Source organism: Pseudomonas sp. R84, assembly GCF_009834515.1.
GTDB lineage: Bacteria > Pseudomonadota > Gammaproteobacteria > Pseudomonadales > Pseudomonadaceae > Aquipseudomonas.
In genome coordinates, this window is record NZ_CP019426.1 from 1,159,860 (window position 1) to 1,174,215 (window position 14,356).

Here is a 14,356-nt window from a genome sequence, read left to right on the forward strand (position 1 = left end):
TACCTCGGTCCTACGTGACTAACGAAACTTCCTAAGTAAGCCTTTAGCAGGACTAAACGATGAGTCGTCAATTGCATGCCCAGACCTATGTCTGGCTGCAGGTGTTTTCCTGTGCCGCGCGGCACCTGTCGTTCACCCGTTGTGCCGAAGAACTGCACATCACCCCGGGGGCGGTCAGCCAACAGATTCGACAACTGGAGGAGCGTCTGGGCTTTCGTCTGTTTCATCGGCGCGCGCGCGGTGTGGAATTGAGTGCAGAAGGGCAGCGGTTGGCCATTACCGTCAATGAGGCGTATGGCAGCATCGATGCGGAATTGCGGCGACTGGATGCCGGAATGATCAGCGGGATTCTGCGCCTGCGCTCGATTCCGTCATTCCTCAGCAAGTGGCTGACGCCCCGTTTGCCGCGCCTGCAACAGCGTTACCCGGACATTCAGCTACGGCTCGTCGCCGAGGACAGCAGCGTGCCGTTGCACGAGGGCGACTTTGATCTGGCGATAGATCTTAACGACGGCAGTTACCCGGGATTGTTATCCACAGCCTTGCTCGACGAGCAGATTTTCCCCGTATGTGCACCGAGCCTGTTGCGTGGGCGTCCACCGTTGCACGGGCCGGCGGATCTGGTGCATTTCCCGTTGCTGCATGACATCACTGCCTGGCGTGGCAGTTATGAATACGCAGAGTGGGAATTCTATTTGAACGCGATCGGCTTCGAGGGCGCCGACGTGAGGCGCGGGCATACGTTCAATCGCAATCACCTGACCATCGAAGCGGCGATTGCCGGCATGGGCGTGGCGATTGCCAGACGCACGTTGCTTAACGATGAGCTGGAGCGGGGGACATTGATTGTGCCGTTTGGCCTGTCGGTGCCCAATCACAAACGCTACGTGTTGCTGTATGCGCCGGGGGCGTTGAGCCATCCGGGCGTACGGGCTGTGCATGATTGGTTGGTCGAGGAAGCGGGGATTTTTCGCAGTTTGCATCCGTTGAATGACGGGCAATTGTGAGCAAATTTTGCCGGGTTGCGAGTCAACCCGACTCCCGACCTTACCAGCGCTTTGCTCGGTTGTCCGGCTTTTTTTGCGAATGAATATTTATCTTTTTTCAGGGGTTGAAATGTTCGCCGGTCGGGCCGATTGTTGTAACCAGGAGGTCAGGAAATTCAACTCAAGGCCTCTGACGAGCTAGCTGAAATAAGGGATGAACTATGCAAATCCAAGTCAACAGCGATAACCATATTCAAAGTAGTCAACGACTGGAGGAGTGGGTACGTACAACCATTGAGAGCACGCTCGAACGTTATGAAGAAGACCTGACCCGCGTCGAAGTCCATCTGGCCGACGAGAACGGTGACAAACCAGGTCCCCATGACATGCGCTGCCAACTGGAAGCGCGGCCAAAAGGCCATCAACCGATTTCCGTGACCCATAAGGCCGATTCGCTGGAACAAGCGATCGACGGCGCTGCCGAAAAACTCGAGCACGCCCTGGAGCACCTTTTCGGCAAGCTGCGAGGTAAGCCACGCGCGGCTGTGGTGCCATTTAGCAAGGCGAATGACGCTCTGCTGGAGGAAGAATTTCTTGAGAACGAACAGGCAGCGATCAACAGTTGATGCGCTGATTTCATAAGCCACCCAATGAGAACGGGCCTGCGAATGCAGGCCCGTTTTTGTTTGTGGCGGTTTTTGCGCAGGGCATAAGAAAGCGGCCCCTCACCCCAGCCCTCTCCCTCCGGGAGAGGGGGCCGACCGAGGTGTCTGAAGAGGTACTTCGACCTGAAAGACCGGGTCGATTATGGATTCGGCAAAGCGGTTTCAGGTCGATGTATTTCTGAAGCATCCCGTAATCAGTCCCCCTCTCTCCGGGAGGGGGCCGACCGAGGTGTCTGAAGAGGTACTTCGACCTGAAAGACCGAGTCGATTATGGATTCGGCAAAGCAGAATCAGGTCGGCGTAGCTCGCAAGCATCCCCCGGTCAGTCCCCTCTCCCTCTGGGAGAGGGTTAGGGTGAGGGCATTTTTCGATTCGCCGCAATTCTTATTATCTGCTCTAGCACATTGTCCATCTGCTGGATCACCTCGAGGTTACTGAAACGCGCGACTTCAATGCCCTTTTGATTCAGATAGTGCGTCCGGCGTTGGTCATGAATCAGTCCCGACGTTTCATAGTGCTGACCACCGTCCAGTTCAATCGCCAATTTCAGTTCGGCACAGTAAAAGTCCAGCACATAGGGCGGACAGGGAAACTGCCGGCGAAATTTCAGATTGGCGATTTGGCGGGAGCGGAGTTTTTGCCAGAGCAGCTGTTCGCAATCGGTTTGGTTGACACGTAACTGGCGGGCGAATTGGGCGAGGGTGGGGCGGGTTTGCATGCTTCACGATCCTTGTGAAGTTGGTTTGAAGTTTTACTGTAGACCATGACCCAGCTGACCCAGCTGACCCGCTGACCCTCACCCCAGCCCTCTCCCAGAGGGAGAGGGGGCCGACCGAGGTGTCTGGTGTTGTACATCGACCTGAAAGACCGAGTCGATTATGGATTCGGCAAAACGGTTTCAGGTCGAGTCGATTATGGATTCGGCAAAGCGGTTTCAGGTCGAGTCGATTATGGATTCGGCAAAGCGGTTTCAGGTCGAGTCGATTATGGATTCGGCACAGCACGTTCAGGTCGGCGTACCTCGCAAGCATCCCCCAATCAGTCCCCTCTCCCTCAGGGAGAGGGTTAGGGTGAGGGGCTTTTCAACCCTCAGAACGCCACAGAAGTCTGCACATAAACCGTGCGCGGCTCCCCCACATACTTGCCCTTGTTATTGTCATCAAACGAGCGCGTGAAGTACTGCGTGTTGAAGATGTTCTTCACCCCTACCGCCACGTTCAAATCCGACAACTGCGGGCCGAAGTCATATCCGGCGCGGCTGCTGAACAGCATGTAACCCGGGATCTTGCCGGTGCTGCCATCAGCACTTTCCTTCGAGGTGTTGGCGTTGTCAGCGAACTGGTCGCTCTGGAAGCTGCTATCCAGATTCAACTTCCATGGCCCCTCGGTGTAACCGACGCCAATCGTGCCTTTGTGTTTCGAGGAGAACGGCACGCGATTGCCTTTGTTCGGCCCGTCTTCGCGAATGGTTGCGTCAACATAGGCGTAGCTGGCGTACACATCGAAACCAGCCAGCGCCGGACTCAAATCATCCAGCGCGTAATTGACGCTGGTCTCGATACCTTGATGACGGGTTTCGCCACGGGCAATCACCGAATCGTTGGTCTGATTACTTTCGTACTGATTGTCGAAGTTGATCAGGAACGCGCCGATCTCCGCGCGCAATGCGCCATTATCATAGCGCGTGCCGAGTTCCCAGGTGCGCGCCTTTTCCGGTTTCACTTCGCCGCTGGTCACACGGTTGGGCATCTGGCTGTATTGCACGCTGCCGAACGAGCCTTCGGTGTTGGCGTACAGATTCCAGCTGTCGGTCAGGTGATAGAGCACGTTCAACGCCGGCAACGCGGTGTTGTAGTCGCCCTTGTATTTGACGTTGGTCAGGTTGTTGGTCTGCTGCGATTCGATCATCTCGTAACGCACGCCGGGGGTGATTGTCCATTTGCCGATGTCGATGCGGTCGTCAACGAAGAACGCATTGGCCTCGGTGCCGCCACGGGTATCGCGGTCGTTGCGGCTGGCAGTGGTCGGGTATTCGTTGCTGCTGATCGGCGTGCGATAGCGCAGTTCGTGGCCGGCCTCGTTGATGTAGCGATAGCCGACGCCGACTTCATGACTGGTCGGGCCGAGGTCGAAGCCTTGGGCGAAACGGGTTTCCAGACCGCGCACCCAATACTCGCGCGGCGACAGTGAAAGGAACGTGCCTTGATCGAGATAACCGCTGCGCAAGGTCTTGGTGAAGAAGGTGTTGGCGGTGAATTCGCGGCGATCTTCCTGATAGCGATAGCCAAAATTGAACATCGTCCGACGGCCCCAGAACTGATCTTTCGGTCGGGTCGATTGGTACGGGTCGGCGTCGTAATCGGCGACGTTCAAACCGCCGGGCATATCAGCCTTGCCTTCGTAGTACTGGGCCATGGCGTTGAAACTGTTGGCCTCGTCGAGCTGGTATTTGCCCTTGAGGATCAGGTCGTCGATCTCGGTGTCGCTGTGTTCGCGCCAGTCACCGCCACGGGTGCCGGAGTAGAGCAACGCACCGCCGAGGCCATTGGCATTGGTGCCGCCGGCCAGCAGATTGGCGCTGGTCTTGAAGCCATCATGGCTCGACGAAGGGCTGGTTTCCGTCTGGAAGCCGCCCTTGACCGTCGGCTCGTCGGGAATCGCCCGGGTCACGAAGTTGACCACGCCGCCGACGTTCTGCGGGCCGTAGCGCACAGCACCGCCGCCACGTACCACGTCCACGGCATCCATGTTGCCCATGCTGATCGGCGCGAACGACAGTTGTGGCTGACCGTAAGGCGCGAACGGCACCGGAATGCCGTCCATCAACACCGTCGAGCGTGCGGCCAGGCGTGGATTCAAGCCACGGATACCGAAATTCAGCGCCATATCGTGGCTGCCGGTGCCGTTGTTTTCCGGGGCGTTGACGCCGGGGATGCGGTTGAGCACATCGCGCGCCTGCGTTGCGCCTTGACGTTCGAACTCCTCGCGGCGGATCACGTCGCGAGCACCGGGATGTTCAAACACGTTGATTTGCGCGGCGTCACCCAGCCAGTCGCCGACGACTTTCGAGGTGTCCAGTTCCAGCGCGGCATCCGCCACCGGTTGCAGACTGAACGCATTATTGCCCTCGGCGCGTGCTTGCAGACCGGTGCCTTCGAGCAGCGCATTCAGACCTTGCTCAGGCGTGTAGCTGCCCTCCAGGCCTCGACTTTGCACGCCGCCGGTAACTTGCGATCCGAAAGAAATCAACACGCCCGCTTCACGGCCAAACTGGTTGAGGGCGTTTTCCAGTGACGACGGCGCGATGTGATAGGCCTTGGCATCGGCGGCCATCGCAGCGGGCAGGGCACTGAAACTCAGGCTGGCGCCGAGGACAAGATTGCGCAGGCTGCGGGCCAGTGGCGTGAGGCGGGTGGGGTGCATGTGGATGATCCTGAGAAGGTTGAATCAAGGGGGCTTTCCTTCTCTGTCACGCCAGATCTGAAAAACGGCTCATTTATTTTTCAAAATCAAAAGATCGCAGCCTTCGGCAGCTCCTGCATTTGGAATGCATATCTTCTGTAGGAGCTGCCGAAGGCTCGGGCCGCGATCGGACGATCTTCTGATCTTGCTCCTTAAACCCGCGCTTCGACGGTCACCCAGTAGCGGGTAAAGCGCCTCATCTTCACCGGCAAACTGATTTCCAGCAGATCAAGAATCCGCTCGCTGTCGTCCAGCGGGTAAGTTCCGGAAATCAGCAGATCGGCGACGTTCTTGGCGCAATTGAGCTGGCCGCGACGGTAGCGACCCAGTTCATCAAGGAAGTCGCCCAGGCGCATGTGCGCCGCTACCAGCATACCGTCGGCCCAGGCGCCGCTGTTGGCATCCAGCGGTTTGGCCTCGCTGACCGATGCCGGAGTGAAACTGAGCTGACGCGCGACCGGCAGCAACATCGGCGCTCGTCCATTACCGTTCAGTTCGACGCGACCTTCGAACAGCGCAATCTGCGTGCGATCGGCAAACTGGCGCACATTGAGGCGCGCGCCCTGAGCTTTCAGAAGGCCCTGAGCCGTGTGCACTTCGAAGGATTGCGCGGCCGTCAGGAGAATTTCGCCTTCGAGCAAGCGGATCAATCGCTGCCCACCGTCGACGTCCACGGCACTGGCGGTGTTGAGTTGCAACTTATCACCGCCACCCAGGGAAACTTTGCGTCGCTGCCCCAGCGGGCTACGGTAATCGGCGAAGAGCGACGGCAGCGGTGCGTGTTCGCGCATGCCCCAGGTCACCGCCGAACCGGCGCCAAAAATCAGCAACAGCTTCAGCGCCTGACGACGGCTGGCGGACTTCGGCCCGTTCAACGCTGCATGCGCCAGTGGCGACGACACTCCGCGCAAACGCTGGTTGACCCGCTGAATATGCTCCCACGCGCGGCGGTGCTCGCTGTGCGCGTCCAGCCATTGTTGCATTGCCAAGTGCTGGCGTGGTGACAGCGCGCCTTGCTGCACTTCCATCAGCCAGTGCACAGCCTGTTCGGCAACCTGCGAGGAAAAATCCGGGGCGCGGTTCATAGGGAGAAGTAGCAGCGCATCGCCGCTTTGTTCAGATGACGTTTGACGGTGGCCACGGAGATTCCGAGTTCTGCGGCAATCTGTGGATAAGTCAGGCCATCGACCTGCGCCAGCAAAAAGGCGCGTTTGACCTGACGCGGCAAACCGTCGAGCAACTCGTCCAGCTCCACCAGGGTTTGCAGGATGATCGCTTTGTCTTCTTCCGACGGCGCGACCATTTCCGGCATCTGCGCCAATGTATCGAGGTAGGCGCGTTCCAGATCCTGACGGCGGTAATGATTGAACAGAACGCGTTTGGCCAACGTCGTCAGAAAGGCGCGCGGCTCGATGATCACCGGCGGCTCGCGGGCGGTCAGCACCTTGATGAAGGTGTCCTGTGCCAGGTCCGCCGCGCTGTCCGGGCAGCCGAGCTTGCGCCGCAGCCAGCCAGTCAGCCAACTGTCATGAGCCTGATAGAGCGATTCGACGGGATGGGCGGACGACAACGGTATTACTCCGGGCGCTTGATGGCGCGGTAGAGAGTATGCGTTAGAGAACAAGAACTGTTCGCATTGTAGTGGGCTAAATACTCGGCCGGCAATCAGATGCTTTTGCGTATGAGAATATTTATCATTAATATTGCTCGCCTCAAGGTTCGGCTGATCGGCCGGACGTTTTTCGTTTCAGGGTCGAAACATGAAAGGCAAACTCGCCACACTTCCCATGTCCTATCGTCTGGCCGTCACCTCACGGGTGCTGGCCGCGGTATTTGGCGGCTATCTCGTCGCGGCACTGGCCAGTGTCACCCTGACGCTGTGGCTGCCGTTGAACCGAGCCGAAGCAGTGGTGACCGGCATGACCATTTCCTTTCTGGTCTATCTGGTAGCGGTGCTGTGGTGCTTTGCCTGTCGTACGGCGTGGTCGGCATGGGTTGGCTTGCTGGTGCCAAGCGTGATTCTGGCAACCATTTCCGGCGCAGCACGTGGATTGGGACTGGCATGAAAGAGGGCTTTCGTCAGGCGATGGCCTGGCTGCACACCTGGGCCGGACTGCTGTTCGGCTGGTTGCTGTTCGCGATTTTCCTGACCGGGACGCTGGCCTATTTCAAGGATGAAATCAGCCACTGGATGCAGCCGGAAATCCCTGCTCGATCGGTGAGTGCCGAGACCAGCCTGACGCTGGCCCAGGATTATCTGCAACAACACGCGGCGGGCGCTTCACGCTGGCTGATCGATTTGCCTGATGCCCGAGATCCCGGCCTGACCGTGCGCTGGCAGCCAGCGCCGGCGAAGCCCGGTGAGCGCGGACGCTTTGAATCGAAAACCCTCGACGCGCAAACCGGCGCTGAAGTGCAGGGCCGCGACAGCATGGGCGGCGAGTTCTTTTACCGCTTCCACTTCCAGCTGCAAATGCCTTATCCGTGGGGCCGTTGGCTATCGACCATCGCTGCCATGGTGATGTTCGTCGCGCTGATCACCGGGATCATCACTCACAAGAAAATCTTCAAAGACTTTTTTACCTTCCGCCCGCGCAAGGGCCAGCGCTCCTGGCTCGACGGGCATAACGCGGTGGGTGTGCTGGTGCTGCCGTTTCACTTGATGATCACCTACAGCAGCCTGGTGATTTTCATGTCGATGGTCATGCCAGCGAGCATCGTCGCGTCTTACGGCAGTGACGTGCGCACGTTTTATGACGAAGTTTTCCCGGCGTCGAAGACCCCGGAGCGCGCCGATATCGCGGCGCCGTTGATGTCCATGGCGCCGCTGTTGAGCAAGGCCAGCGAGCAATGGGCGGGCGGCCACACGGCGCGTCTGTCGGTGAGTAATCCGGGTGATGCCAATGCCACGGTGGTGCTGTCGCGTGCCGGCGATCGCGTGGTGCATGATTTTGGCCGCGCCGTGACGTTCAACGGGGTGACCGGGCTGATGCTCGGCAGCACACCGGAGCAGCCAATGGCGATGGCGGTGGGCGGCGCGTTCTATGGTTTGCACATGGGCCACTTTGCCGGGCCGGTGTTGCGCTGGCTGTACTTCATCTGCGGATTGGCCGGCACGGCGATGATCGGCACCGGGCTGGTGATCTGGCTCGGCAAGCGTCAGCTCAAACATGCCAGGAGCGGGGTGATGCCGTTCGAACTGCGGCTGGTGGAAGTACTGAACATCGCCAGCATGGCCGGGCTGGTGTCGGCGGTGGCGGTGTTCTTTCTGGCCAATCGTCTATTGCCGGTGAGCCTCGCCGGGCGCGCAGATTGGGAGGTGAACGCGTTCTTCATGGCCTGGGGCCTGAGCGTGCTGCACGCGATGTTACGACCGGGGCGCAAAGCCTGGGTTGAACAGCTGGTGTTGGGGGCGGCGCTGTTTGTCGCGGTGCCGCTGATCAATGCGCTGACCACCCCTTGGAATCTCGGCGTCGCGTTGATGCAGGGTGACTGGGCGTTGGCCGGTTTTGATTTGACTTGCCTCGCCACAGGTTTTTTCCTCGCCTGGGCTGCATGGAAAATGCAGCGCGCCGGCAACACGGTTAGCTTAAAAAAGCCACGTCGCGAAACGCCACGGCCGATCACTCTTGAGCAAGGGGTTAACTGATGCTGCTGGCCCTGTTGCTCACCTACGCCGGATTCACCGTGTTGTGCCTGTCGATGCCTCGGCACCACGATGAATTGCTCGGTCACAAACCGTCCACGCGTCGCCGTCAGGGCCTGAAAGTCGGCGGATGGTTATTGCTGTGTTTGTCGCTTTGGGCGGCGGTGAAGGCCAACGGCTGGAGTTTCGGCCTGGTTGACTGGTTCGCCGTACTGATGCTCAGCGCCCTGGCGTTGGTATTGCTGCTGCCGTATCGCCCACGTCTGGCCTTGGCGCTGGCCGGTGTCAGTCTGCTGGCCAGCCCGGTCGCCGCATGGGCGCAGTGCTGAAGTGCTGATCGGCCTGCCGCCGGAATCCCGCGACGACGAGCCGCGCGGGGCGCGTGCGCATTTTCTGCAGGTGTTCCTGTCCCAGCGTTCGCAAATGGAGGCGCTGGTGAACCGTCGCGTCGGTTGTCGGGCGACGGCGGCGGACCTGGTGCAGGACCTGTTTCTGCGTTTCTGGCGGCGACCGCTGGTGCAGGTCGAAGAACTCAGCACCTATCTTTTGCGCTGCGCCGGCAACATCGCCATCGACCATCTGCGCAGCGAAGGCACACGCACGCGCGTCAACGAAGGCTGGCAACCGGACGAACCGGACAGCCACGGCAGCGAACCACAAGCAGCGCTGGAAGCGGGCAATGATTTGAAACATGTCGAAGCGGCGTTGCGCGCCTTGCCCGAGCGCACCCGGCAGATCTTTTTGCTCAATCGCATTCACGGCCGCAAGTACGCGGAAATCGCCAAAGCCATGGGCTTGTCCCAAAGTGCCGTGGAAAAACATATGATGCGCGCCCTCGAGGCCTGCAAGGCCAGCCTGCGCGAACCCGCGCCACGCCTGCCAGGGAAAGCACCGTGAAGCCATCCGACTCCATTATTCCGACGCCCGCGCAAGAGCAGGCCGCGTTTGCCTGGCTGAGCCTGTTGCATGATCGGCCGAGCACCGGCGATCAATTGACATTCAGCCAATGGCTACGGGCTGATCCGGCGCATGCCGAGGCTTACGCGCAGGCGCAGGTGCTCTGGGAACTGAGCGAAAGCCCGGCGCGAACGCTGGCCGATGAAGAGGCTTTGGCGTTGCAGGGGTATCTCGATGCGATGGATCGCCCGCGCCGTCCGCAGCTTTTGCGTTGGTCGGGGGCGCTGGCAATGGCGGCCTGTCTGCTGCTGATGGTCAGCCTCGGCAGCGGTTGGCAGCCGCAGCGCTGGATCGATGATCTGGGCGCCGATTACGTTTCTGCGCCTGGTGAAATTCGCACCGTGACGCTGGCCGATCAGTCGCAAGTGACACTGGATGCCGACAGCGCGATCGCCGTGGATTTCACTCAGGGCGAACGGCATGTGCAATTGCGCCGCGGCGCCGGATTTTTCAGCGTCACCCACACCGGCGATCCGTTTGTGGTCGCGGCCGAGAAGGGCGAGGCGCGGGTGCTTGGCACGCAATTCGAAGTGCGTCTGCAACCGCAGGGCGCGCAGGTGACGGTATTGTCCGGTCGCGTCGGTGTCACGGCAGAGCGTGGCGCCGTGCAGCAGATTCTCATCGCCGGCCAGCAGGTTGCTTACGCTGGAGGCACGGCAGAAAAACTGCATGTGGCGGACGCTGAGGCGCAACTGGCCTGGCGTCAGGGCTGGCTGACGTACTACAAATCGACGCTGGCCGATGTGGTCGAGGATCTGCGGCGCTATTACCCGGGGCGGATCGTGTTGCTCAACGATGAGCTGGCGGCGCGCAAGGTCAGTGGCAGTTTTCCGAGCAAGGATCCGCAGGCCGTGCTCAGTTCCCTGCAGGGGGTGATGGGGTTTGAGCAGCATCAGGTGTTGGGTCATCTGATTATTTTGCGCTGAAGCAAAAGTCAAAAGATCGCAGCCTTCGGCAGCTCCTACATTGGAATGCGATCTCCTGTAGGAGCTGCCGAAGGCTGCGATCTTTTGATCTGCAAAAATATTTTCAGATTTGTGGTGAGGTAAACCCGAGCCCCATCCGTGTAGTGACTGAAACTGCGAGTCATTCGCATCCGTTGCGGTTCTACACAGGTCATTGAGTCATGAAGTCCAGGGCAAAATCGGGTTCGGTCAAACAGTGGTTAAGCGTGTCGGCATTGAGTTTTTCGGCATTGGCATTGCTGCCGATAAGCGTGTCTCTGGCCGCTGAAACCGTCAGCAGCCAGGCGCAAAAGCAGTTCAATTTTTCCCTGGCCGCCAAACCGCTGCCGCAAGCCTTGAGCGACTTCAGCCGCGTCACCGGGCAGAGCGTGGTCTACACCGACGAAGCGCCGTACGGCCTCACCGCGCCGGCGGTCAATGGCCAGATGAGTGCCGAGCAGGCACTGCAACGCTTGCTCAGTGGTTCTGGCCTCAACTTCCGCCGCACCGATAGCCGCACGCTGGCGCTGGAGCCGAAGCCTACCGAAGGCGCGTTGAATCTCGGTGCTACGACCATCACCTCGATCCGCGACGAATCGATGAGTTATCAGCCGCCGGAAACCAGTTCGGTGATGCGTTCCTCAGCTTCGCTTCAGGAAATCCCGCAGACCGTCAACGTCATCCCGGCGCAAGTTATCCGTGATCAGGCGCCACGCAATCTGGATGACGCCCTGGCCAATGTCAGCGGTATCACCCAAGGCAACACCTTGGGCAGCACTCAGGATTCGGTGATGACCCGTGGTTTCGGCGACAACCGCAACGGCTCGATCATGCGCGACGGCATGCCGATCGTGCAGGGGCGCGGCATGAACGCTACCGTCGACCGTGTTGAAGTGCTCAAAGGCCCGGCCTCATTGCTGTACGGCATTCAAGATCCCGGTGGCGTGGTCAACCTGGTCAGTAAAAAGCCTGAGCTGACGCAATACAATGCGCTGACCTTGCGCGGCTCGACCTATGGCGAGGGCAAGAACGGCAGCGGCGGCACCCTCGACAGCACTGGCCCGCTGGGCGATTCCGGGCTTGCCTACCGTATGGTGCTCGATCACGAAGACGAAGATTACTGGCGCAACTTCGGCACCCACCGTGAAACCCTGATTGCGCCGTCGCTGGCCTGGTTCGGCGAAAGCACCAAGCTGTTGTTCGCCTACGAGCACCGCGAATTTCTCACGCCGTTCGATCGTGGCACGCTGATCGATCCGCGCACCAATCACCCACTGGACATCTCGCGCAAACAACGCCTCGACGAGCCGTTCAACAACATGGAAGGCCGTTCGGATCTGTATCACTTTGAAGCCGACCATGACCTCAACGACGATTGGAAAGCCCACTTCGGTTACAGCTGGAACCGCGAAACCTACGACGCCAGCCAAGTCCGTGTTACCGCCATCGACACCAAAAAAGGCACGCTGACCCGCAGCATGGACGGCACCCAGAATGCGATCAGCACCGACCGTTTCACCACCGCCAGCCTTGAAGGCAAGGTCAACGTGCTGGGTATGCAGCATGATCTGGTATTTGGCGTCGATGACGAGTACCGCAAGATCTACCGCGCCGACCTGATCCGGCAGAAAAGCCTGACCACCTTCAGCTACCTCAATCCGGTGTATGGCCGCGAAGTCGCCGGCACGACTGTCAGCGCTCCCGACAGCGCGCAGACCGATGAGCTGCGCAGTGATTCGGTGTTCATGCAGGACTCGATTCACCTCAACGACCAGTGGATTCTGGTCGCTGGCGGACGCTTTCAGGAGTACGACCAGTACGCCGGCAAAGGCGTGCCGTTCAAGGCCAACACCGACAGCAACGGCCAGAAGTTCGTCCCGCGCGCCGGTCTGGTGTATCGCTACACCGACGCCTTGTCGTTCTACGGCAGCTACACCGAATCGTTCAAACCCAACTCAACCATCGCCCCGCTGAGCGGCAGCAGCACCGTGCTCGACGGCAGTATCGCGCCGGAAGAAGCCAAGTCGTGGGAGCTGGGGGCGCGGCTGGACATGCCGGGGCGTGTCACCGGCAACATCGCGTTGTTCGATATCAAGAAACGCAACGTGCTGGTGGCCAATTCCGAAGGCCCAACGACCATTTACAGTGCGGCCGGTGAGGTGCGTTCGCGAGGCCTGGAAATGGACCTGACGGGTCAGTTGAGCGACCACTGGAGCATGATCGGCAGCTACGCCTACACCGATGCCGAAGTGACTGAAGACCCGGACTACAAAGGCAAGCGCTTGCAGAACGTGGCAAAGAATTCCGGCTCGTTGTCGGCAGTGTATGACTTCGGCAGCGTGATCGGCGGCGATCAATTGCGCGTAGGGGCTGGAGCGCGTTATGTCGGGGAGCGTGCGGGTAACGCGGTGAATGATTTTGATCTGCCGAGCTATACCGTGGCCGATGCGTTTGCCACTTACGACACCAAGGTTGAAGGGCAGAAGGTCAAGTTTCAGCTCAATGTGAAGAACCTGTTTGATCGCACGTACTACACCTCGGCGGCGAGCCGGTTCTTTGTGTCGATGGGGGATGCGCGGCAGGTTTCGCTGTCCAGCACTTTGGAGTTTTAAGGCAAGATCAAAAGCCCCTCACCCTAACCCTCTCCCGGGGGGAGAGGGGACTGACCGGGGGATATTCCAGAGATACATCGACCTGAAAGTAATGCTTTGAATCCATAATCGATTCGGTGTTTCAGGTCGACGTATAACGCCAGACACCTCGTTCGGCTCCCTCTCCCTCCGGGAGAGGGCTGGGGTGAGGGGAGAAGAGAAGGGCTCAACGCAAAAACGCCTGCCGATACTCACCGGGCGTCCCACCCAACACCTGCTTGAACCGATTAGTGAAATGACTCGCGCTGGCAAACCCGCACGCCAGCGCAATCTCGCCCAACGGCAACCCCGTCCCGCGCAACAATTCCCGTGCCCGGCTCAAGCGCCGCGCCAGCACATACTGATGCGGCGGCAGGCCGAAACTCGTGCGAAACATCCGCGCAAAGTGGTATTCCGACAGCGCGCACAACCCGGCCAATTGTCCGAGGCTGATCGGCTCGGCCAGCTGAGTGTCGATGAACTCCACCAGTTGCCGACGCTGGTGTGGCGCCAGTCCGCCCCTCAAACGCAGACCCTGACGCGCGCCGACCTGACTGAGCAGGGTGTGGCTGATCAGTTCATGGGCGAGGCTGCTGGTCAGCAAACGTTCGGCGGGTTCGTCCCAATTCAGCGTCAGCAACTGCCGAAAGCGTTGTGCCTGCTGCGGGTCGTCGAGAAAGGTCTGCTCGCGCAATTGCATCTCTCGCGGTTCGCGATCGAGCAAGGTGACGCAACCAAGGGCAAATTGTTCGGCGTTAAAATACAGATGCGCCAGGCAGATATCGCCATTGATCACCCAGCCTGACTCATGATCTGCCGGCAGGATGCACAGCTTGTCCGGCCCGCCCTTGTGGCCCGGTTGGCCGCGACGAAACGTGCCTGTGCCACCGGCAATGTAGCAAGAGAGGGTGTGATGGCTCGGCGCTGCATACTCCTGCGCATCATGGTGGTTGGTCCACAAAGCGGCAGACAAGCCATCTCCAAGCTCGGCGCTGTGCACAAGGCGTGCATTCGGCGAACTGTTCAACGCTTGAAAGACTTGCAGGGTATCGATGGCGGCCATGAG

13 protein-coding genes are annotated in these 14,356 nt (G+C 59.7%); 8 read left to right on the forward strand and 5 right to left on the reverse strand.

Going from position 1 to position 14,356, the window contains the following annotated elements; translation table 11 throughout:
- The first annotated feature begins 59 nt into the window (after nt 1-59).
- Both PspR84_RS05160 and PspR84_RS05165 read left to right on the forward strand, forming a co-directional pair.
- Nucleotides 60-1,007 carry a LysR substrate-binding domain-containing protein gene (locus PspR84_RS05160; protein ID WP_160055961.1) on the forward strand — a complete coding sequence of 316 codons (948 nt, stop codon included), beginning with the start codon at nt 60-62 and terminating at the stop codon, nt 1,005-1,007.
- Nucleotides 1,008-1,207: 200 nt separating this feature from the next.
- Entirely contained in the window at nt 1,208-1,612 is a 405-nt protein-coding gene (locus tag PspR84_RS05165; protein ID WP_116029519.1) for an HPF/RaiA family ribosome-associated protein, read from the forward strand.
- A gap of 388 nt (nt 1,613-2,000) precedes the next feature.
- Here PspR84_RS05165 and PspR84_RS05170 read toward each other — a convergent pair whose 3' ends face one another.
- From PspR84_RS05170 to PspR84_RS05185, 4 genes are all read right to left on the reverse strand, one after another.
- Nucleotides 2,001-2,369: an endonuclease domain-containing protein gene (locus tag PspR84_RS05170; protein WP_160055963.1), complete on the reverse strand. Its 369-nt coding sequence runs from the start codon at nt 2,367-2,369 to the stop codon at nt 2,001-2,003.
- Between the two features lie 371 nt (nt 2,370-2,740).
- Complete coding sequence (gene fecA / locus PspR84_RS05175) at nt 2,741-5,074, reverse strand: TonB-dependent Fe(3+) dicitrate receptor FecA (RefSeq protein WP_160055965.1); 2,334 nt, start codon at nt 5,072-5,074, stop codon at nt 2,741-2,743.
- A gap of 191 nt (nt 5,075-5,265) precedes the next feature.
- On the reverse strand, nt 5,266-6,198 hold the full coding sequence (locus tag PspR84_RS05180) for a FecR domain-containing protein (RefSeq protein WP_160055967.1): 933 nt from the start codon (nt 6,196-6,198) through the stop codon (nt 5,266-5,268).
- Nucleotides 6,195-6,683, reverse strand: a complete 489-nt coding sequence (locus tag PspR84_RS05185) for a sigma-70 family RNA polymerase sigma factor (protein ID WP_160055969.1) — start codon at nt 6,681-6,683, stop codon at nt 6,195-6,197. The genes PspR84_RS05180 and PspR84_RS05185 overlap by 4 nt, the downstream gene beginning before the upstream one ends.
- A 190-nt stretch (nt 6,684-6,873) precedes the next feature.
- On the opposite strand from PspR84_RS05185, the gene PspR84_RS05190 reads away from it, so the two are divergent.
- The 6 genes from PspR84_RS05190 to PspR84_RS05215 all read left to right on the forward strand — a co-directional run bounded on the left by PspR84_RS05190 (nt 6,874) and on the right by PspR84_RS05215 (nt 13,272).
- Nucleotides 6,874-7,179: a DUF3649 domain-containing protein gene (locus PspR84_RS05190; protein WP_038357590.1), complete on the forward strand. Its 306-nt coding sequence runs from the start codon at nt 6,874-6,876 to the stop codon at nt 7,177-7,179.
- Complete coding sequence (locus tag PspR84_RS05195) at nt 7,176-8,762, forward strand: PepSY-associated TM helix domain-containing protein (RefSeq protein WP_160055972.1); 1,587 nt, start codon at nt 7,176-7,178, stop codon at nt 8,760-8,762. The genes PspR84_RS05190 and PspR84_RS05195 overlap by 4 nt, the downstream gene beginning before the upstream one ends.
- Nucleotides 8,762-9,088 carry a DUF3325 domain-containing protein gene (locus tag PspR84_RS05200; protein WP_160055974.1) on the forward strand — a complete coding sequence of 109 codons (327 nt, stop codon included), beginning with the start codon at nt 8,762-8,764 and terminating at the stop codon, nt 9,086-9,088. Before PspR84_RS05195 ends, PspR84_RS05200 begins: the two co-directional genes overlap by 1 nt.
- A gap of 1 nt (nt 9,089) precedes the next feature.
- Entirely contained in the window at nt 9,090-9,656 is a 567-nt protein-coding gene (locus PspR84_RS05205) for an RNA polymerase sigma factor (protein ID WP_160055976.1), read from the forward strand.
- Entirely contained in the window at nt 9,653-10,642 is a 990-nt protein-coding gene (locus PspR84_RS05210; protein ID WP_160055978.1) for a FecR family protein, read from the forward strand. The genes PspR84_RS05205 and PspR84_RS05210 overlap by 4 nt, the downstream gene beginning before the upstream one ends.
- Nucleotides 10,643-10,842: 200 nt before the next feature.
- Nucleotides 10,843-13,272: a TonB-dependent receptor gene (locus tag PspR84_RS05215; protein WP_160055980.1), complete on the forward strand. Its 2,430-nt coding sequence runs from the start codon at nt 10,843-10,845 to the stop codon at nt 13,270-13,272.
- Between the two features lie 205 nt (nt 13,273-13,477).
- Here the strand turns inward: PspR84_RS05215 and PspR84_RS05220 are convergent, their stop codons facing one another.
- Nucleotides 13,478-14,353 carry an AraC family transcriptional regulator gene (locus tag PspR84_RS05220; protein WP_160055982.1) on the reverse strand — a complete coding sequence of 292 codons (876 nt, stop codon included), beginning with the start codon at nt 14,351-14,353 and terminating at the stop codon, nt 13,478-13,480.
- Nucleotides 14,354-14,356 lie beyond the last annotated feature (3 nt).

What these genes read in the sequence shown, in the direction of transcription:
- PspR84_RS05170 (WP_160055963.1), bottom strand. Translation starts at nt 2,369, where the DNA reads ATGCAAACCCGCCCCACCCTCGCCCAATTCGCCCGCCAGTTACGTGTC.
- PspR84_RS05180 (WP_160055967.1), bottom strand. Translation starts at nt 6,198, where the DNA reads ATGAACCGCGCCCCGGATTTTTCCTCGCAGGTTGCCGAACAGGCTGTG.
- PspR84_RS05215 (WP_160055980.1), top strand. Translation starts at nt 10,843, where the DNA reads ATGAAGTCCAGGGCAAAATCGGGTTCGGTCAAACAGTGGTTAAGCGTG.
- PspR84_RS05160 (WP_160055961.1), top strand. Translation starts at nt 60, where the DNA reads ATGAGTCGTCAATTGCATGCCCAGACCTATGTCTGGCTGCAGGTGTTT.
- fecA (WP_160055965.1), bottom strand. Translation starts at nt 5,074, where the DNA reads ATGCACCCCACCCGCCTCACGCCACTGGCCCGCAGCCTGCGCAATCTT.
- PspR84_RS05220 (WP_160055982.1), bottom strand. Translation starts at nt 14,353, where the DNA reads ATGGCCGCCATCGATACCCTGCAAGTCTTTCAAGCGTTGAACAGTTCG.
- PspR84_RS05200 (WP_160055974.1), top strand. Translation starts at nt 8,762, where the DNA reads ATGCTGCTGGCCCTGTTGCTCACCTACGCCGGATTCACCGTGTTGTGC.
- PspR84_RS05165 (WP_116029519.1), top strand. Translation starts at nt 1,208, where the DNA reads ATGCAAATCCAAGTCAACAGCGATAACCATATTCAAAGTAGTCAACGA.
- PspR84_RS05195 (WP_160055972.1), top strand. Translation starts at nt 7,176, where the DNA reads ATGAAAGAGGGCTTTCGTCAGGCGATGGCCTGGCTGCACACCTGGGCC.
- PspR84_RS05190 (WP_038357590.1), top strand. Translation starts at nt 6,874, where the DNA reads ATGAAAGGCAAACTCGCCACACTTCCCATGTCCTATCGTCTGGCCGTC.